18 protein-coding genes are annotated in these 20131 nt (G+C 33.4%); 7 read left to right on the forward strand and 11 right to left on the reverse strand.

What is annotated here, in order from left to right; translation table 11 throughout:
* Nucleotides 1-10: 10 nt before the first annotated feature.
* Together OR571_RS11005 and nikB are read right to left on the reverse strand one after the other, a co-directional pair.
* Nucleotides 11-904 (reverse strand): ABC transporter permease, encoded by an 894-nt coding sequence (locus OR571_RS11005; protein ID WP_282242839.1) that lies wholly within the window; start codon nucleotides 902-904, stop codon nucleotides 11-13.
* Nucleotides 901-1869 carry a nickel ABC transporter permease gene (gene nikB, locus OR571_RS11010; protein ID WP_282242840.1) on the reverse strand — a complete coding sequence of 323 codons (969 nt, stop codon included), beginning with the start codon at nucleotides 1867-1869 and terminating at the stop codon, nucleotides 901-903. Before nikB ends, OR571_RS11005 begins: the two co-directional genes overlap by 4 nt.
* A gap of 220 nt (nucleotides 1870-2089) precedes the next feature.
* Here nikB and OR571_RS11015 point away from each other — a divergent pair, with 220 nt between their 5' ends.
* From OR571_RS11015 to OR571_RS11035, 5 genes are all read left to right on the forward strand, one after another.
* The gene (locus OR571_RS11015; RefSeq protein WP_282242841.1) at nucleotides 2090-3700 is read left to right on the forward strand and encodes an ABC transporter substrate-binding protein; all 1611 of its coding nucleotides are present in this window, start codon (nucleotides 2090-2092) and stop codon (nucleotides 3698-3700) included.
* Nucleotides 3701-3783: 83 nt separating this feature from the next.
* Complete coding sequence (locus OR571_RS11020) at nucleotides 3784-4884, forward strand: amidohydrolase family protein (protein ID WP_282242842.1); 1101 nt, start codon at nucleotides 3784-3786, stop codon at nucleotides 4882-4884.
* On the forward strand, nucleotides 4881-6032 hold the full coding sequence (locus OR571_RS11025; RefSeq protein WP_282242843.1) for an amidohydrolase family protein: 1152 nt from the start codon (nucleotides 4881-4883) through the stop codon (nucleotides 6030-6032). Before OR571_RS11020 ends, OR571_RS11025 begins: the two co-directional genes overlap by 4 nt.
* Before the next feature lie 7 nt (nucleotides 6033-6039).
* Nucleotides 6040-6708: an AroM family protein gene (locus OR571_RS11030; RefSeq protein ID WP_282242844.1), complete on the forward strand. Its 669-nt coding sequence runs from the start codon at nucleotides 6040-6042 to the stop codon at nucleotides 6706-6708.
* Between the two features lie 36 nt (nucleotides 6709-6744).
* Nucleotides 6745-7017 carry a helix-turn-helix domain-containing protein gene (locus OR571_RS11035; protein ID WP_282242845.1) on the forward strand — a complete coding sequence of 91 codons (273 nt, stop codon included), beginning with the start codon at nucleotides 6745-6747 and terminating at the stop codon, nucleotides 7015-7017.
* Nucleotides 7018-8114: 1097 nt separating this feature from the next.
* On the opposite strand, the gene OR571_RS11040 is transcribed toward OR571_RS11035, so the two are convergent.
* The 8 genes from OR571_RS11040 to OR571_RS11075 all read right to left on the reverse strand — a co-directional run bounded on the left by OR571_RS11040 (nucleotide 8115) and on the right by OR571_RS11075 (nucleotide 17343).
* Nucleotides 8115-8504, reverse strand: coding sequence for an SMI1/KNR4 family protein (locus OR571_RS11040; protein WP_282242846.1), 390 nt, complete (start codon nucleotides 8502-8504; stop codon nucleotides 8115-8117).
* Complete coding sequence (locus OR571_RS11045; RefSeq protein WP_282242847.1) at nucleotides 8504-9040, reverse strand: HNH/ENDO VII family nuclease; 537 nt, start codon at nucleotides 9038-9040, stop codon at nucleotides 8504-8506. The genes OR571_RS11040 and OR571_RS11045 overlap by 1 nt, the downstream gene beginning before the upstream one ends.
* Nucleotides 9037-9342: a hypothetical protein gene (locus OR571_RS11050; RefSeq protein ID WP_282242848.1), complete on the reverse strand. Its 306-nt coding sequence runs from the start codon at nucleotides 9340-9342 to the stop codon at nucleotides 9037-9039. Before OR571_RS11050 ends, OR571_RS11045 begins: the two co-directional genes overlap by 4 nt.
* Nucleotides 9312-12302, reverse strand: coding sequence for an ATP-binding protein (locus OR571_RS11055; protein WP_282242849.1), 2991 nt, complete (start codon nucleotides 12300-12302; stop codon nucleotides 9312-9314). Before OR571_RS11055 ends, OR571_RS11050 begins: the two co-directional genes overlap by 31 nt.
* A gap of 26 nt (nucleotides 12303-12328) precedes the next feature.
* Nucleotides 12329-12856, reverse strand: coding sequence for a hypothetical protein (locus tag OR571_RS11060; RefSeq protein ID WP_282242850.1), 528 nt, complete (start codon nucleotides 12854-12856; stop codon nucleotides 12329-12331).
* On the reverse strand, nucleotides 12853-15150 hold the full coding sequence (locus tag OR571_RS11065) for a dynamin family protein (RefSeq protein WP_282242851.1): 2298 nt from the start codon (nucleotides 15148-15150) through the stop codon (nucleotides 12853-12855). Before OR571_RS11065 ends, OR571_RS11060 begins: the two co-directional genes overlap by 4 nt.
* 30 nt (nucleotides 15151-15180) lie before the next feature.
* Nucleotides 15181-16161, reverse strand: a complete 981-nt coding sequence (locus OR571_RS11070; RefSeq protein ID WP_282242852.1) for a dynamin family protein — start codon at nucleotides 16159-16161, stop codon at nucleotides 15181-15183.
* A gap of 207 nt (nucleotides 16162-16368) precedes the next feature.
* Nucleotides 16369-17343, reverse strand: coding sequence for a helix-turn-helix transcriptional regulator (locus tag OR571_RS11075; protein WP_282242853.1), 975 nt, complete (start codon nucleotides 17341-17343; stop codon nucleotides 16369-16371).
* A 343-nt stretch (nucleotides 17344-17686) separates the two neighbouring features.
* Here OR571_RS11075 and OR571_RS11080 point away from each other — a divergent pair, with 343 nt between their 5' ends.
* Both OR571_RS11080 and OR571_RS11085 read left to right on the forward strand, forming a co-directional pair.
* Nucleotides 17687-17965 (forward strand): hypothetical protein, encoded by a 279-nt coding sequence (locus tag OR571_RS11080; protein WP_282242854.1) that lies wholly within the window; start codon nucleotides 17687-17689, stop codon nucleotides 17963-17965.
* Between the two features lie 161 nt (nucleotides 17966-18126).
* Nucleotides 18127-19440: a hypothetical protein gene (locus OR571_RS11085; RefSeq protein ID WP_282242855.1), complete on the forward strand. Its 1314-nt coding sequence runs from the start codon at nucleotides 18127-18129 to the stop codon at nucleotides 19438-19440.
* Between the two features lie 185 nt (nucleotides 19441-19625).
* Here the strand turns inward: OR571_RS11085 and OR571_RS11090 are convergent, their stop codons facing one another.
* Nucleotides 19626-20087, reverse strand: coding sequence for a hypothetical protein (locus OR571_RS11090; protein ID WP_282242856.1), 462 nt, complete (start codon nucleotides 20085-20087; stop codon nucleotides 19626-19628).
* Nucleotides 20088-20131: the final 44 nt, after the last annotated feature.

The raw sequence follows: 20131 nt of genomic DNA on the forward strand, positions 1-20131 counted from the left end.
CTAAATATAGTTAAACTTTCATTTTAGGATCCAATGCATCTCTTAGCCCGTCACCGAATAAATTTATCCCTAAGACCGTTATAAGAATAGCTAGTCCAGAAAAAGTGGCCATTTGTGGATTAAGTACTAAAAAGTCCTTGCCATCTTTCAAAATACTCCCCCATGAAGCTGTTGGTGGCTGAACTCCTAATCCTAAGAAACTTAATGCGGCTTCAGAGATAATAGCTCCCGCAATACTCATCGTTCCATATACAATTAATGGAGCTAAACAGTTAGGTAGCACATGTTGAAATAAGATTCTTCCGTGGGTTGCACCCAAAGAACGAGTAACTTCTATAAATTCTTCCTCTTTTACGCTTAATACTTGCCCTCGTACTATTCGTGCAAACCCTGGTATATTAGCTACGCCAATCGCAATAATTACATTAACTAACCCTTGACCCAAAACCGTCATTAAAGTTATTGCAAGTAGGATGAAAGGAAAAGCAAATAATCCATCCATTGTACGCATAATAAGAGAATCTAATTTCCCGCCAAAGTATCCAGCTATTAAGCCTAAAAACGTACCAAATACTGCCCCAAATACAACGGCAGATACTCCTACAATCAGAGAAATTCTGGCTCCATAAACAATACGGCTAAATAAATCACGCCCATAATTATCTGTCCCAAGTAAGTGTCCATCCACTCCAGCCCCTAGTAGACTATGTGTAATATCCATCTCATTCGGTGAATGTGTAGCAATTAGTGGTGCGAGTATTGCAATAATTGTCATGAAAATAGTAACGAACAAACCGAATGCAGCTATTCGATTTTTCAACAACTTACGTATAAAACTTCGCTCATTTATTTCCTTTTTCTTCACTTCTCTTGTTTCTATAGATGAAGGTTGAGTAGATGTCATTTTCCTGTTCCTCCTTTTCCAGAAGAATAGTTTACACGCGGATTCACAATTTTATATAAAACATCGATCAATAGATTGACTAGTACAAAAATTATAGCGATGAATAGAACTGTTCCTTGCACTACTACAAAATCTCGTTTATCTATTGCATCCACTATTAACCGGCCCATCCCAGGCCAACTAAAAATTGTTTCTGTTAAAACTGCTCCTCCTAATAAGGCAGACACTTGCATACCGAGTACAGTTAAAATAGGTGTTAATGCATTTTTAAATGCATGTTTCCCTATAACAAAAAACTCTTTTATCCCTTTTGCTCGGGCTGTTTTAATATAGTCTTGAGAAATTACTTCCAACATACTAGAACGTGTAATTCTTGCGAAAGTAGCCATGGGAATCGTTGCAAGTGTAATACTCGGTAACACTAAATGCTTAATGTATGTGATAAACCCTTCATCCATCGTTCCCATTCCGGTAGCAGGAAACCAACCTAAATTCACGCTAAAATACAGTACAAGCATGACTCCTAGCCAAAAGATAGGAATAGAGACTCCTATTAACGAAATAACCATAACCGTATAGTCCATTACTGAATTTTGCTTTGACGCTGAAATAATACCTGCTGGAATTCCTATTAATAACGCTATTACTAATGCTGAAATGGCTAAAATAAGTGTATTAGGAAATCTATCCATAATTAACGAAATCACTGGTTGATTATAAGTTAGTGAAACTCCGAAATCTCCTTGGACTAAGTCCCCAATATACTGAAAGAATTGTGTATGCAATGGTTCATTTAATCCTAAATCATCCCTTAACTCTTGTATGTCTTCTACACTTGCTTGTGGTCCTAACATAACTGCAGCCGGATCACCAGGTATTAAACGTGTTATGACAAATACAATAATAGCTACGACAAATATAGTTGGTAGCAAGTCTACTAAACGTTTAAGTATATATTTACCCATAAAACCCCTCCTTTTTTCACTATATGAATCACCGTTTCACAATGTGAATTAAAAAAAGTTTATCACCCTGAAAATTATTTGTAAATATAAAATTAAAAATTATCTAAACATTTTTAAAAAACCATTTACACTTCTTTTCTCATGTGATAAATTAGTTAACAATTCATCATGTGATACAGCGTTTCACAATGTGAATCAATTAAAAGGAGTGATTATAAATATGTTGAAGAAGAAATACTTATCACTACTAATACTTGTTTTATGTTCGGTGTTAGTACTTGCAGCCTGTTCTGGAAAAACATCTTCTAATGAAGAATCTTCTTCTAATGGAAATGGGGATACCACTGGAGAACCTCAAGATGGAGGTACACTTCGTCTAGGCTTATCAGCAAACCCTAAAACGCTTGATCCTATTAAATATACTGGGGTATATGAATCTCAAATAATGAGAATGGTTTCCGATACTTTAGTTGTTTACAGTAAAGATTTAAGTGAGATTCAACCTTCCCTAGCAACGAGCTGGGAAGTATCAGAAGATATGAAAGAATACACCTTCACATTAAGAGATGATGTATTTTTCCAACCTGGCGAATATCAAGATGGGCGTCAAATGACAGCAGAGGACGTAAAATATAGCTTAGAACGTTCTGCTAAAGAATCTGCGATGAATCGCCTTAGAGGGGTAACAAGCGTTGAGGTGACCGGAGAATTCGAGGTCAAACTTCACTTAGAATCACCAAATGCCGCACTATTAGCAATGCTTACAGACGCTGGAAATATGATTATAGCTAAAGAAGAAGTAGAAGGCTGGGGAGACAACTTCGGTTCAAACGTTGTAGGAACAGGACCTTTTCAGATTAAAAACTGGCAACAAGATCAACAAGTTGAGCTTGTACGTCATGATAAGTATTGGGGAGAAAAGCCTCATTTAGATGGGGTAACGGTTAAAATTATTTCTGATCCTAATATGATGACAAATGCACTTCGCTCTGGTGACATCGACATCGCTACGGATGTCAAAGGACAAAACCGAGAATTAATTAAGCAAGATACTAATTTAGAGTTAATTTCAAAATCAGCACTTGCTACAGTTTATCTAGACTTAAATAACAAAGTTGGACCTACTGCGGATCCTAAAGTCCGAGAAGCAATTTATAAAGCTACAAATGTAGAAGAAATTGTCCAAGGTGTAAACCAATGGGGTGGAGCAGTCCCTTCCCTTCTACCTATTCCTAAAGATTCATGGGGATATGATGAAAGTTTAGAAGCGCTTGTCCCAACATTTGACCCGGAAGCAGCAAAAGCCTTACTTTCAGAAGCAGGTTATCCAGATGGTTTCAAAACTGAAATTTATGTAGCGGAAGCTCGAGTTCCATATGCGACAATCTTCCAAAATCAAATGAAGAAAAACCTTAATATTGATGTAGAGATTAAAACTGTGGAATGGGGAACATATAGCGATACTGTTTCTAAAGGAAATGCTCCGATGTCTATTGGAGGATGGACATGGTATCCAGACCCTTACTTCTACTTATACCAATTATTCCACACTGATCAGCTTGGAGCATTAGGTAATGGAAAAGGATATGAAAATGCAGAAGTTGATGAGTTATTGAATCGTGCAGTATCAGAAACAGTTGACCAAGCTGAACGTGCAACACTTTATCAAGAAGCACTTAAACTAATCTTAAAGGATGTTCCTCGTATTGAGTTAGAAAATACAGAAGCAGCAGCAGGAATTACGAAAAAAGTAAAAGGCTTTGATGTTTCTCCTGACTTCTCTATTTCAATCGTCAATCCAAATGGTACAAACGTATGGTTAGAGAAATAACAAATAATTACATCTAAATATATCCGAGAAAAGTAGAGATTAATATATTCTCTGCTTTTCTTTTAAATGAAAGGAAGAGCAAAATGATTATATTTAACCATGCATACGTTCTAAATCCCACTTCCAATGAATTCGAGAAGAAGAAATTAGTGATGAAAAATCAATATATACATGCCATTTTAGACTGTAATACTACCATCGAACAAGAGAACCTTTATCAAAATATAGATGCATCCACTTTATATATTACACCCGGTTTAATAGATGCTTGCTCTCAAATTGGTTTGAAAGAAACTGGTATCCGTTGGGAAGGCAATGATTCATATGAGCCTACTCAAGAGACAAATACTATTTTATCTGTTGTAGACGGTATATATCCATTTGATCCTTCCTTTAAACTAGCCATTTCTACTGGAGTTACTAGCGCACATATTATGTCCACTGCTGAAAACGTAGTTGGTGCATACTCTGCAATTATCCATATGGACGGTGCAACCGTAGATGAAATGCTTATAACAAATAATGTAGGACTCTCTTTTTCTATGGGTGACGTTCCCAAAAAAGCATTCTTTGACTTTACTAAAAAGCCATTAACACGTATGGGTATTGCAAATATTATTAGACAAACAATACAAAAGCTAAGAGTGGATGGATTACCACTTGATTTTCCTTTTTTTATACGTTGCCATCGTGCCGATGATATAGAAACAGCACTCCGAATTCAAAAAGAGCTTCAAGCAAATTTCACACTTGTCCATGCGACAGAGTTTGCACTTATAGACACGGATGCAAAAAAAGAAATTAGCCAGGTAATTGCCGGCCCAGTTTTTCAAGCAATCGAAAGATTTGAACTAAAAAATTTGCATCCCTCCCTCTTTAATCAATTACAAACGACAGATACTTTATCATGTAACGCAACAGACCACCCTATTAGCTCAGTATCTCATTTAAAACTAGAGAGTTCGTTAGCCATTCGTGAAGGTGTTTCAAGAAATAACGCCCTGCGATCTTTAACAACAGACGCTGCAAAAATTCTTCAAATAGATCATTTAACTGGTTCTATAACCACTGGTCTATATGCAGATATTGTCGTATGGGACCAACACCCTCTTAATTTAACAGCTAAAGTATTGAGTACGTTTATTAAAGGAAAAGAAGTTTATAAAGGGAGTGATTGGAAATGACGACAATTTATAAAAATTGCACGATAGTTACAATGGATGAACAAAATTCATACTATGAAAACGCAGAAATTTGGGTGGAAAATGGCAAGATTTTATATGTAGGAAGTGATAAAACTCCACCAGAGAATGCAATAATTGAAGATAAAAATGGCTGTATCATTACCCCTGGTTTGATAGATATACATACGCATGTCGGTTTATGGAGTGAAATCAATGAACAGATTAATGATGCAAATGAATACTCTTCTCCATTCACACCACTAATGAACGCAATAGATGGAATAGATATACGGCATTTTTCTTTTGACTTAGCTGTTCAAGGCGGGGTAACAACTATACAAACAGGAGCAGGTAGTGCCAATCCCATCGGTGGAGTTTGGACGATATTAAAAACTAGCGGACGCTCTTTAAAAGAAAGAATAATTATCGAGCGAAGCGGACTAAAAGGAGCATTGGGAGAAAACCCAAAAAATGTGTTTGGTAATAGTAAGGAAAAACCAATGACTCGAATGGCAGTTGCAGAAATCATACGGAAAGGTTTTCAAGAAGCCCTCGCACTATCAGAGACAGAAAAAGAAGCCGTACTAAAAAACAGATCTAATCTATATCCATTCATCGAAGTATTGGAACATAAAATGCCGCTCCATCTTCACTGTCACCGTGCAGATGATATTGCAACTGCTATTCGTATTGCGAAAGAGTTCGATATAGAACTTTCCTTAGAACACTGTACGGAAGGACATTTAATGTTAGATGCTATTAAAGACAGTAAAGCACACGTAACATTGGGACCATTTATGCTTCCTCCTAGTAAGTATGAAACTAGAAATTCAACTCCTGCAGGACCTATGCATTTTGAACAAGCAGGTATTCCATTTGCAATTATGACAGATCATCCTTTTATTCCTATCCAGTATTTATATTATTGTGCTGCTGAAGCAGTCAAATATGGTCTAAGTAAAACAACCGCATTGCGAAGCATAACGATAGAAGCTGCAAAATTAACAAAGATTGATAACAGAGTAGGTTCACTAGAAATTGGAAAAGACGCAGATTTTGTTATTTGGTCCCATCCGCCTTTTGAAACAGAAGCAAATATAGTAGAAACGTATATTAATGGAGAACAAGTATACAAAAGAGGAGATTGAAATGCTCATGAAAACAATATGTGTCATCACAATCGGCCAAACTCCTCGTACTGATATGATTCCTCCACTCCGATCATATTTACCGAATGATACTAGAATTATTGAAAAAGGAGTTTTAGATTCATTATCAATAGAGGAAATTCAAAGTCTATGTGTGGAAGATGGCCAAACAACATTAGTTTCACGATTAAAAAATGGAAAAAGCGTAGTAGTGAGCAAAGAAAAAGTAATCCCAATCATTCAAAAACTCATTGATGATTGTCAAAAAACAGAGATAGATTTGATATTACTTGCTTGTACAGGGAAATTTCCTTTTTTCTTATCGGAAATCCCTGTTATCTATCCCGACTTTCTATTAAATTATGCAGTAAAGGGTTTACTTCGAGAGGGTGAACTAGGGGTTATCGTACCTTTAATCGAACAATCGGAAATGATTTCGGATAAATGGAATGAAGTGAATTTCAAAACGTATATTACTTCCACTTCACCATATGGTGGGTCACACGAAGAATTTGTTCAAGCAACCAAAAGAATAAATGAGTCACAAGTACAAGCAATTCTCTTAGACTGTATGGGATATTCCAATGAAATGAAAAACATAATAAAGGAGCATACAAACAAACCAGTAATTATCGCACGTAATATTATCTATGCCAATTTAGCAGAATTGCTGTAATCCATTAATATTAATAAGAGTTAGGTGGGATAATCCATGCATGGTCTCCGTAGAAAAAGACATATCCAAGCGTCTTGTGAGCAAAAACTTTATGCAGTTCAGGAAGTTCTATTAGAAAAACGATCCCGAAAAGACATTGCTACAGAATTAAATGTGAGCGTTAATTCCATTACCACATGGATAAAAATATATAAAGAATATGGGGAAAATGGATTCACTTCAGTTGCACAATACGAAATCAAGCGATTAAAAGAAATTGAAAAGAATTATTACAAGCTTATAAACATCAATACACAAGATGTCACCTAAACTGATAGAAGACCCCATTGTTTTCAGATCCCTTTGATGGGGGTGGGTATGTAAGGAATTTCTGTGATTGGTACTTCTTTTTTCCCCTGAAAACAATGGTCATTTACTTGTTGTTTATCTATTTAACATTGTAGAGATGAATGAATACGTACAAGTCACAGAGATAAAATACTATCAATTAATAGATAAATCCCGGTACCGCCTAAAAGGATATATGTAAAAGTCTTAAATACTTTTCTATTTATATATTTTAATAGCATTTGCCCTAGAATCAAACCAATAATACTGCAGGAATGGCATACAAACTAGAACGCCAAACAAGCATAGCTGTACCAGTTAAGAATAGCTGTGATAACAACCCCTGTTGTTGATATACTTTGCAGGGACAAACACCGGAAAAGAAAAAACTAGAGCCACCACATTAGAATTCTTTTTGCACACCTAGTAGTTTAGGGTGCATTATTTGATGCTTATTGAGACATCATGAATTTAAAATTAAAAGCTAATATCATAAAAAGACTCTATAATGTTAGAAGCTATCTAATAGAATCATATATAATATAAAATATATGGGGTATAGGCTTGGAACACTTCTTTATATGATTATGGCCACACCTTTTTTATTGCTGCTATTTGCGCCTTCAGAAGCTATTCAAATAAATATTATCCTTTCCTTAATTAACTCCCTTGCATTAATAATGACAGTCAAAAAAAATATTGATACATATTAAACTAATGTGATAGATAAATCTTATTTGATGCGTTTAAACGGTTAAGAATACGTTCAACTAAATATTTCTGTTTCATACTCATCTGAAATTCATTGAATATCATCTACTTTATAATTCCCGTTTTCTTCTCTAAAAATAATATAAAGCACGTAAGGAACGTATGCATCACTTTCCGGAGTTGAGTGTGCACTTATTTCCACATATTTAAGATTATTCTTTTCAAAACGAATTACTTTCGTGTGTCTCTCCCAGGCAGTAGGAACCAATGTTTGGGGAAAAGTTCAGTCAAAAAAACACTCTCCGTAGAGAGTATTTTGATTCTTATTTAATTTCTTTGATGTCGATGACTATACCACCTTTTGGATTTCAAAGTAACTGACTTTCTATATACTCTGCAGTAGAACTAAGTAAATTTTTAAAGTTACCATTCGCATATTCATATACATTATCATTTTCATCAACAACAATTAATAAACCATCAATTGCTAAGTTTTGAATTACTATATATTTATCTAACTCGCCTTTAGCTAATTTACGTTCTTCTAATGTCGTTTCAACAACATTTAGGTACCCTTCAACACCTAATCCAAAAATTTCTTCAGATCCGATTTCTAATGAACCAAATTCAGCTAAAATTTCACGGTATGTTTTAGGAAATTTAATACCTAATTGTTGCTCGGCAGCCAAGATTTCTTCTTCATTCACACCATCAAAAACTTCTGAATCACTATTTCTAATCTTTTCGATAAATGACATTACTTTTCCCCTCTTTCAGTTATAATTTCCTCTGCTCTAGCCTTCCAATGTTGCTCTCGTTCCTTTTTAAATTCATTACGATCAATTTCAGATACATTTGTTTTATCATGTAAAATACCATCATTTCCTGGACCACGATGCTCTGTCTGAGTTAATTCAGCTAAAGGTGCATCTTGCTTTTGACCAATATGATGAAGTTCGACTGGTTTGCCATCAATTAGAGGTGGTTTACCATCTGACATTCTTTCTAGATTTGTTCTCCCACGTCCATCTACAGCTTCATAGTCTATGTCTGTTCGAGTTAAACACTCTCTATCATTTACTTCATTTGCCTCAACGTTTGCATCATCATAGATTTTTCTCTCTTCATCTGATATTTCATCAAAACTTTCCTCTAAAGAAAGATATTTCTTTTTTTCACCTTCTATAGGTACCTCATGTAAAGAGAAATCTAAATCAATCCTTGTATCTTTCTCAAATGTTACTTCGACTTTTTCCTTTATGGGGGTTTCGATAGCTTTTATCGTTTCGATCATCGAATTTTCCCTCCTCTTACTGCCTCTATCCAGGTCTTATACAGTTCAAAATTCTTGTTATTTTCAGTAGAAAATTCTTTCAATATACATTGTGAAATTGCAAGTTTAATTTCATTATTTAAATTGCTTGTTTGCTTAGAGATATGCTCAGCCAACAGTTTATTTATAATTTCAATATCATTTGATTTAGACGACCATTGAGTGAATAAACTCTTAACCTCCAATAGTTCTGTTACAATATGAGCAATCGTATCAAAGTGATCTTTATCTACTAATTTATAAGCATATTCCTTATTTTGCAATAATGATCAACTTGTAAATTTACTTTGGTTGGTAAAACTAATCCTTCCAATGCTGCCTTTACATCTACATTATCGACCTCTTCAACAGTTCTAATTCTGCCTTGTAACAGATACTTACACAATATTGAAATGTTTGTCTTTTTATCAGACAAAGCCAAATTCAAGTCATTGTATTCATATATTTTTGGTTTTTTATCAAAATGATTAATTTGACATAAGACAGGTTCTAACCAATCATTTTGATAAATGGCTGCTACCCCTTTTGGTAACTTTATAATTTCATCTACTTGCTCATCTTTTAAGCCGGCTGCTTTACCCACAAGGCGACGATCTGCCTCATCTGGCAACCGCATTATAATTTTAGTATTTGTATTTCGAATCGCAGACAAATCTAACATACTTGGTGATTGATCAACAATAATGAATCCTTCCCCATACGTACGCATCTCTGCTATTGCATTTGATAGCATCTCAACAGATTTCCCAGCCATATTAGCACCTTCTGAAGACTGCTCCGTAGATGTCCTTTTTAATATATTATGTGCCTCTTCTAGGACAGTAACATGCTTTAAAGGGGAATTTAGTCCTTCTGCGTTAGCCATTCTATATTCGTTCAAACGCATCACTAAAATACCCATAATAAGTGATTTTGTTTCTGAAGACCCTATGCGACTTAAATCTACAATAACATTAGAATCGAATAGCAATTTGTTATCTAGTTCAGTATCACAAAAGATTTGTCCATTAATACCATTCGTTAGTGATTTTACTCTTGTAACAAGTGAACCGATATAATTCCCCTTAGTTTCAGCATCATACGCTGTATGATTAATGACAACTTCCAAACTATTTAATAAGTCCTTGAATGTCGGGTAATAAACATTTTCACCATTCGCATTAATAGAATTGTCCAAGTCCCAGCCGCATTCACCATAACTATGGATAATGGCCTCTTTTAAAATGGCCGGCATGGCTGCATACATTGGCCAGCATACATTGAAAATTTCTACTAATCGATCGATATGCTCTAAAACATGTGTATCTTCTGGAAATTTAAACGGATTAATTTTAAGTAGCTGATTTTTTTTGGAATTTGTACCTAATACCGTTACTTTACTATCCGAGCCAAAAATATGCTTATATTCACCTTTAGCAGGTTCAATTATCAAGAAATTAATACCCTGCATCTCTAATTGACTTAATAATTCATAGATAGTATTGGATTTCCCCGAGCCAGTCGAACCGGTGATTAATGTGTGCATACTTAAACTTTGCAAGTCTAACTTCACACGATTTTTTAATATACTTCCCATATTAAATATCGCACCTAAATTAACAAAACGATTACTTTCTTTTTCATAACTAATCACTTCTTGCGCAAATTCAACGTGTTCAATCACTGGGAATCCACTAACAGATTTTCTCGGTAAACTCATATGGATAGCCAATTCTTTACCACTCACTAAAGATGTTGGTATTATAGGCAAATTTATACCATTATTTTCATAAGTAAAGGTTGGATGTATAAAGTTTTGAATATACTTATTGATTTCTTTTACATCGCTATCTGTATTTGACCAACTTGAAATATTCGAAATCTCAACGCCTGTATTCTCACCTTGCATTAATGATTTATAGGTTGCAGCCGCAATATCAGCTGCATACGGTGTATCTGACATAAAGTAAGCTGCACATTCCCACATCCCTAAATTTTCGCACTCTTGTAGACGAATTAATTGCTGATCAATTCGTTGCAAATAATTTTGGATGGTTTTGTTTTGACTGGTCAGTTGAATTGTTTCAGAGTTACCTCTTGTAAATCCTTTTGCATCAGATTCACTATCTGTAACTGTTTTTGTTTTAGATGTAGAATTGCCCGTTGTAGTTGCCTCACTTGTAGTTGTTCCCGTAGATACACCTGCTGTATCAGAAACAGTTTTATGCGTAACCGCAGCTACAGCTCCTCCTAAAGCGCCACCTATTGCTCCACCTATAGCCATTCCAGCTACTGTACCTGCACCAGGTGCTACTACAGTTCCTAATATAGCACCAGCAGCGGCTAGCCCCCCTGCTGCAACTTTACCAGCACTACTTCCAGCAGTATTTTTAGAAGTAGCACTAGAAGTATTCTTTGTGTGAGATTCCCCACTTGTTTTTGTAGAAGAAGTGTTTAGTGTATCTGTTTCTCCAATACTATTTCCTACAGTATAAGTTTTCATCTCATTAATAGAGTCATTAATCCCATATGATATTTGCGTAGATGCTAATGGAGCAAGCATCGAATAAATATTTTCATATTGCTTTCTAACTTCAGTCAATTGCTGTGCATTCGCTGGATTAGCTAAAATCACACCAGTAAATACTTCTCCCTGCATACTAAGAGCAAGTTTCTCAAGACCTTGAATAAACGATTTGTTGTCCTTCAAATCTGAATCCTTATAATTCGCAACACCTGTCACAATCGATATGGAACTTGATTCATTACTATTTAATAATTCCTCGATATCATCCTTTAACATGTTTTCTGTTTTAATTCCTGGAAAATGCCCATTCATTGCATTTTTCAAAGTATCATAGGATGTCTTAGTACTATTAGATTCATTTAAAGAACGAATACCCATGTAAAAGTCAACACTTGTACCGTCACTATCAACCATGATAAATACAGAGCTATCTGTTACAGCTACCGCATTTAAAACGCTAGATAATTTATAAGTAGCATCTTCATCTTGGGAGTAGACAATTTCATTGATCTTAAACATTCGAACATTCTTTGCTAAATTCTTTTCGACCATTTGATTATTTAACGGGATAACATTCATATCTTCTAACTTGGTAATGTAATTTTTAAGTACCACATCATCAACCACTTCGAAAGCAGTTTCAAACTGTTGTTCGAAGCTTTTGTAATGAGGAATAGCTATACTTTGTTCTTTTTTCTGAACCTGTAAATTTACCACTAGAACACCTCTTTAGTTATGTATATTCAATTACGATTCTTTACTAAATAATAGGTAACTCCACCAACTACACATGAAGCAATAACTGATGTTGTGGCAATTGTAATAATACTCAATCCCTTAATAACACCAAACAAAATTGAAGCAGCTCCTACACCTAATATTGCAATTAGTGTCGCCATAGATTTACTATCTATATTTGTAGCCGATTCTGGGCGATGCTGAGGTTTAGTTGTTGGTATTTTTTGTTTAGAAATTTCATCAGCATATACGTATGTTTGTACCTCTTTAATATGTGCAATACGTTCTGCTGAAAAATTGTCTACTAAATCATTCTTTAGAGAACTTGCATATTGTTTTGTCCAGTTAGATTTAGACTCAAATGTTTCTCTATCATGCTCTTCGATAATATTTGGTAAGAACTTTAACGTATAATCTAGCATTGCTTTGAACTGATTGAATGTTAAATCTTGCGTTAAGCTATTTTTTAACATGATCTTTACCCGTTCTATATCTTTTGATTGGACAGCAGTTTTATATTGTTCGGTTATCATGAATAAACAACCTCCTCTATTTCTATAATATTATTTACTTTTTGTTCAATACGTTCTAACCAAGCAAGTTTCTCTTTAGATTCTTGAATAAGCTGTTGAATGGACTCTGCATCAGCAGTATAGATTCCAAGTTCATTTAATTTGTCACGTAATATCTGATCGACTTGTTCAAATTTACGGTGATAATCAAACTTTAGTAATTTCATTTTTTCTTTCGCTTCATTTTCTGTTTCTTTAACTAACTTTCTAGTATGCTCTTCTAAAAGTGTTACAAATTCATCTGCAATAACTTGAGCCTTAATTTTTTCTATTTCTTCATAAACATCTCTTGTTAGTTCTTTTTTCTTCCAAAATTTCAATTTACCAAAGAATCCCTCACGTTCAGGGTTTCGGTAAGTTTCTGTCCCTACTTTTACACGTTCAGTAAATGTTGCTGTATCAATGATCCGATTACGTTCGCTATTCAAATCAATTTCTGCTGCAATTAATTCAAATGGCTCAAAAATTAAATCCTCACGGTTCATCCCATCTATAAGTTTCACAATTTTATCTTTGTATTCATTTAATAATTTCATTGCTGTTTCTACAAGTTGCTCATTAATAATCTTCTCTAAACCAGCGCTTAGTTTTGCATTTGCTTGCTTTGAATAGTTTGTCAGATTATTAATGAATGTATCTGCTTCAGCATGCGTAAACTCTTCATTAATAGTTCCTGTTAAAAATTCATCAATTGATTGTTGTTGTTCGTTTAACAATTTTTTCGACTCTTTTTTTACTTGTGGTAAGACATCCAGAGCATCTATTTTCTTTTTAAATTGCTCTGCCTCTTCTCCGGAGTTCAACTTTTCTTTTATTTGTTTTATTTGATTCTTAATTTGTTCATGACGCTCGGTACTTTCAGCAATTAAATTTTTAGTTACCTCAAATGCTTTAGAACTTTCAAGTTTCTTTTGGAATGTATCTACTACATTTTTAATTTTGGCAGTTCGAGCATATTTTTCTACATATAATTTAATAGTCTCTTCAACCGCTGGAATCCCACTATGGATTAAAGCTGTGGAGAGATTTCCAATATCGCCGTCATCCACTTGGTTATAAAGTTCTTGAAGCTTACGTTTAATACTCGGTGTCAACGTAGCATATTTCTCCAAATGAAGCTGATTATTTCTGTTTAACTTACGAGCAGTCATTAAAATTTCATCTTCTAAATCTTCATCAATGTCACTTGGATTATTTAGTAATCCCCGAATATCGAGTGCAGATAAAGCTGCCGTCGGGAATAAATTAGGTTCATGGATACCTCGATCAGCCAAATATTTTCGTACCTTTGCTAATGATACCTCTACATTATCGTCTCCCTTACGGAATTGATCTAATTTATTTACGACAAATAAATAGCGATCTTTCGACTGCTTGCCTCCCACTTTCATACTGTTAGCTACTGCATCTAATAGTTTCGAATCGTCATTAACCCCTAATTGTGTAGCATTTAATATATATAATACTAATGCTTTAGAAGATTCATCTAAGTTTTTAAAGGTAGTTTTTAAATGACTCTCGTCTCGTGAGTTATTTGGTCCGGGCGTATCAATCAGCACTAAAGACATTTCATCAGATGATGTAAATGGAATATTACCTTCTAAACAAATGGTGGAAACAGTTTCATCTGCATTTAATTTTGCCATACTCTCCAATTGTACGTCTGTTACACTTGTTATTTTATTACCTTGGTCATCATAAGCTATTGCAAAGAATTCTTCGTCATCAGTATCTTTAATACGAGAAATTGTTGCAGTGCATGCCTCTTGACTAGATGGCATAATTTTGCGTTGTAAAAGCGAGTTAATTAACGTTGACTTTCCTGCACTCATAGTAGCCACAACTGTAATTTCAAATTCATCATTTAATGCTTTATTAAAGGCATCTTGTAAATCTTTTGTTTTAAGTTCTTCAATTGGTCCATTAATAATTTCATTAAATACTTCTTCAATGGCAAATTCCATATGTGCTACTTCTTTAATTGGTAAGTGTATTGGGTCTATCTGAATACCTGTTTCACTAGCTTTCTTCACTGCTTCTTGAATATCTTCAAAATCCATCAAAGTTCCTACAAAAGTAAGTTCAAAATTTTCTTCATTACATTCTTCTTGTAAAAAGACAGGCAATTGCTCTACCCATTCTTGTAATCTCTTCGAACCTACATTCAAAATACTGTTCTCTGCAACTTTATTATCATCAATTAATATTAATGTTTCTAATTTATAAGGATTATATTTAATAAATACTTTAGCCAATTGTAACTTCCTTCCCAACAATTAATTTTTCTACAGCAAGCATTCCGCATTTTTCCAATAATCTTTTTTAGTATCATTCGACTTTTCAACGGAAAGTCCCTGATACCATGAAAGATCATACTGTTCACGATTAAACTTTCTTTTAAAATGTAAGATTTCTTCTTCTTCATCCTCATTTAATTCTTTACTTAATAATTCTTTTTTTAGTAAAAATGCTGCATATGCAGAAATTGGTTGAATTGTAGGAGTAGTAAATCCTAGTTCGTTTAGATAAAGTTCACATTTACTATAACTTTCCTCAATAGAATCTTCCGACTTCCTATACTGATCAACTTTATTAATAACAAAAATAATTTTTTTGCTATCCACATGCTCTTTTATAAATTTCAAATGTTGCAAATCATCATGCGTTCCCAAATGATTTCCATTCATTACATACAATAAAACGTCGAAATTATTCGTTTTGATAAGCGATTCTGTTAATTTCTTATGGTCTGGATCTGCTGATGAGTTAACTCCAGGTGTATCGACTATTTCCCATAAATATTTATCATCCATATGAAACATTTTTGTATGCATATTTATTTCATTACCTTTAAATTTATGTAATATATTATGTACGTCATTTTTAACTCTTACTCTAGTATTTTCGTAATGATAAATTACTTGATTACCTATAGTAGGATCTTCCGTAATAGTAAATCGTTTAGCTGTACAGGATTCATTACTAGTTGCCATAATTTTATTTCCTATTAACGCATTCACAAGAGTTGATTTTCCTGCGCTCATTGTTGCTGTCACTAAAATTCGCTTATTCACTCTGTTCAAGAATATTTTTTCAACCTCCTCCTTGTCTATATTTAACCGAGTACTTAATTCGTTAACAATATCGTTTTGTTTTTTTGTCTTTATAATAATTTTGCTTAGAATACTAATTAATTCAAAAGCATATTCTCTATAACGTTTTAAATAGAGATTATTTTTTTTAAAAATACGTAGATTTTGATCCATGTAAAAATTTTCTTCTATTTCTTTATCAAATAACTCAGTTGCATAATGCTGTAGTTTAATTTTTGAATCCTCTAATTCCGTTGAGTATTTTTTGGTAAAGTAATAGATAATGGTTAACCAATTTTTTTATAGACTGTAGATTCATTCTTCAAATAAACACCTTCTTTAAAATTCTATATCCAATAAAAAAATTTATTCAAGCTAAATTCAACTTTCATAAGTACTCTTCATTTTAGTAATTTCTTCATGTAGCTCTGTTCTTAACTTTTGCGGTTCCAAAACTTCAATATGACGTCCTTGACTTAATAACCACATTTTTATACCTTCTCCATATACCTCGGCCATAAATTCTGTACAATTATTTACTTCCTTTACAATTCGGGCTGTTGGTAGTCTATCAAGTACAGATTGAGGCGATGAACCCGTAAATTTAAATTTAATCGTCATTAGTTCACCTGAATACATGAACTGAACTCGTTTTCGAAACTCTCCTTCTTGGAAGCGATTAGCATAAGGCATTTCAAATCTTCTATCTAAGACATTCAAACTCTTAACCCTGTCAATACGATATATGGTTGGAAAATCAAAATCATATTCTATTTGATAAGCAATCAAGTAGAAGTAATACTCGGAAAAAACAATACCTACTGGTTTTAATAATCGTTCTTTTCCAATTTGATCAAATTCTTTTTTATATTGGATTTCAATTATTCTCTTAGAATAAATAGCCTGCGCTAAACTCCATAATAGAGAAGTTACAGATTTTTTATGAGCCAATTCTACATATAAATGCTTTTCATTTAATATCATTTGTTTCATAAAACGCTGATTATTTGGCTCTACTAGGTGAGTCAACTTTTCCGTAACACTTTGCATCTCCCACTTAGGAAATGCGCGAGATTCTATTAAGATTTTTACAATAGCAAAAATCTCATCATTTTTTAAAAATGAGGTTTTACTTGTATGTAGTAGATATTCTTTAGAAATTCGATTATATTCTAAAAACTCATTTTGTTTTTGTGTTTCCAAGTAATCTCGAAGATGTTTAATATCTCTTTGAATAGTCTTCTCATCTACCTGAAAACGCTGAGACTCTATTTTTTTATTAATCCCCCTCCCTTTACGTAAGTTTTCATACATAGATAAAATTCTACTAATTTGACTATGACTTTGATTAGACATTTTACCTCTCCAAACAGTACTTTATAAGTATTATACAAAATCAAAAGGACATATAATGTCCTTTTAAAGACCTTCTTGCAATGTAAAGAATCTAGATACAATGGAATAATAGAGAATATGTAAATTATACCATGACAAATATACTAAAATACAAATTTCTCTTAATAAAATAGGCATTTGATTTCAGCAAATGTGTAACCGCAGACGTATTTGGAGATAATCTTATTAATATTGTCTCAATTTGAAGCGTTTGTTTGCTAATTGTCGAGACAAGTTTAAACACGTAAAAAATAAGGTACATATATATTAGTACAATACTAGATTATTTAAGGAGGAAGTTATAATGATGAAAAGAAATAGAGTTGCTCTACCTTTAGCATTATCGTCTTTATTTATATTAGGTGCATGTGGTGACGACGATACAGATGTGGATGAAATTGAAGTGAATGAACCAGTGATAGAAGAGGATGGAGAAAACGATGCAGGTGTTGAGAACGAAGTAGAAGTAAATGAAGAAAACGAAGCAAATGAAGAAAATGTGGAAGAAGTTGAAGAAAACGAGGAACCAGAAATGCAAGAAGAGGGTACCATAAACGATTCAACGGAAGACACCAACGATTAAACGAAATCACTTTTCACTTTTATTAGTGAAGAGTGATTTTTTTATTCGTTGAGGAGATTGTTTAAAACAGGTAAATGAAAATAGATAATTTGAAAAAAGCTAGGACAAAAGTCTAATTCTCTTGCTATAATTAAATAAAAATTTATAAAGGAAGATTTTACTTGAGAAAACTTAAGCTTATACATGTTTATCCCGTATTAGTATTGGCACTAATCACATGTGTTTTCGTTTCTATCAAAGTCTCTAAATTTAAAAATACAGTGGATCGCGTCGACTTTTCCATTACAGCAGTTTCAATTGTCATAGCTATTGTTGCATTTGATATTGCAATGCGGACCTATGTATCCATCGATAGTGTAAATGCTGTTAACAAAATGCAAGGTAACGTTTTAGAGAACACTGATTATGTAACTTCTATTCCTCTACTTCTAAAGAAGTATAATATGGAGGATGATCATAAAGTTTCCGAAAGATTGTACAGGGATTTAGAGATACTTTTTAAGAAAAATTCTAATACAGCAATTGAATTTGCAGATAATTTACAGTACTTCATGGATTTAATTGCATTTTTCCCGTCTTTATTAACCACCTCCAATAACAATCAACCAAAAAACATAAAAAAAATGAATGATATATTAACCATTGTGGATAAAAGGCTTAAGACTTTAATGGCAGTCAGTACTGGAAATTTACTGCTGATTGAAGAAACAGTTAAACTATTAAAACATGTCTTGAACCATCAAAAATTAGTAAATGCAGACAATAATAATATTCCTTCTTCCATTTTAGAAGTACGCGGAAATATACTTAAAAATCCTATATCTAAAACTGTTTACTATAATTATCTAGGCTTATACTATCGACAAAAAGCGCTTGATCTTATAATAAATCGCTTACGCCTTCAAGAAAGAGATTTATATGAAATAAACATAGCAAAAGGCATTATTAATAATATTCATATCCTTGATTACACTTCAAGAAATACTGTCATTATGTATTTAGAAGAAGCACAAAATGCCTTTCTAAAAGCTGCTATTTACTCAAAAGATGATATTATGTGGACTGGATTTATTTCATTTAACCATGCAAGAGCAATGTTTTTTCTACAGCTATTTCAAGATGTCGATCAACAAGCGAATTGGATGGACCTCATGAATACATCTATTCATGCTCGCGAAAAATTAAACATCATTATAAACGACCTCTTAAAGGATAAACCAACAACGTTTTTTCAAAAAGCGTTCTATTTTGAGGAGTATTTTGCAAAATTAATAAATGTCAATCTATGTATCGCTAGCAAAAAAGATATAGAAGCTACTTTAAAAGAAAAACAGTACCATTATCCACATTATGAAGGAATATTGCATGACCTTGAGCTAATGAATCCAACTGCAAGTATCTCCGATCGAATTCATAAATATCAACAACAGCTTTATCAGCACTTACAAGAGAATATGGAAAGTGAGACTATATAGAAATAGTAAACGGTAAATAGCATCCACCTATCTCTAGGTGAGTGTTATTTACCGTTTATTTAGCTCTTAGCTAAATCCCCACTTGTGTTTTCACCTGAAAACTTTTTTTGCGTTGATAATAATACTAAAGTAAATTGAAAGAGCGGTATAGAACTTTTTAATTACAAGATATTTTTTCTAATCGGTTAATTATAATCCCACAATATCCTCCACTCTTCTTCCTCTTTAACGACATATACTTCTTGTAGGAAGCTGAACTTTCCGTATTTTCCTTCATAGGTTTGAATAACATTAAATTTGTAGGCTACATCAAATGGTTGTAATTCTTCTGCCATTTTCCAATCCTTAACTTCACTGTTTTCCTCTATTGTAAATTGGAAAGTATCGGTACCAAAATGACCAATAAAAACATGGTAACGATCAGCCATAAACTGTTCTTTACTCCATCTGTCTTTCATATAAGGGTGAAGTAACTCCCATGATTCAGCAAAGTGGCCAATTTGTTCATGAGTATAAAACGCTTCTACTACTTTTTTAGATTGATAGCTCGGGGAAAACAGATAATTAACGGCACTTATCAACACAATTAATGAACAGAAGGATAGGATAATAAATATTAAGAGGATGCTTCTTTGCCTTTTTCTCATCATGCATATCCCCTTTGTTAAAATAATTTATATGAAGAGGATAT

The organism is Psychrobacillus sp. NEAU-3TGS (assembly GCF_029955155.1).
GTDB lineage: Bacteria > Bacillota > Bacilli > Bacillales_A > Planococcaceae > Psychrobacillus.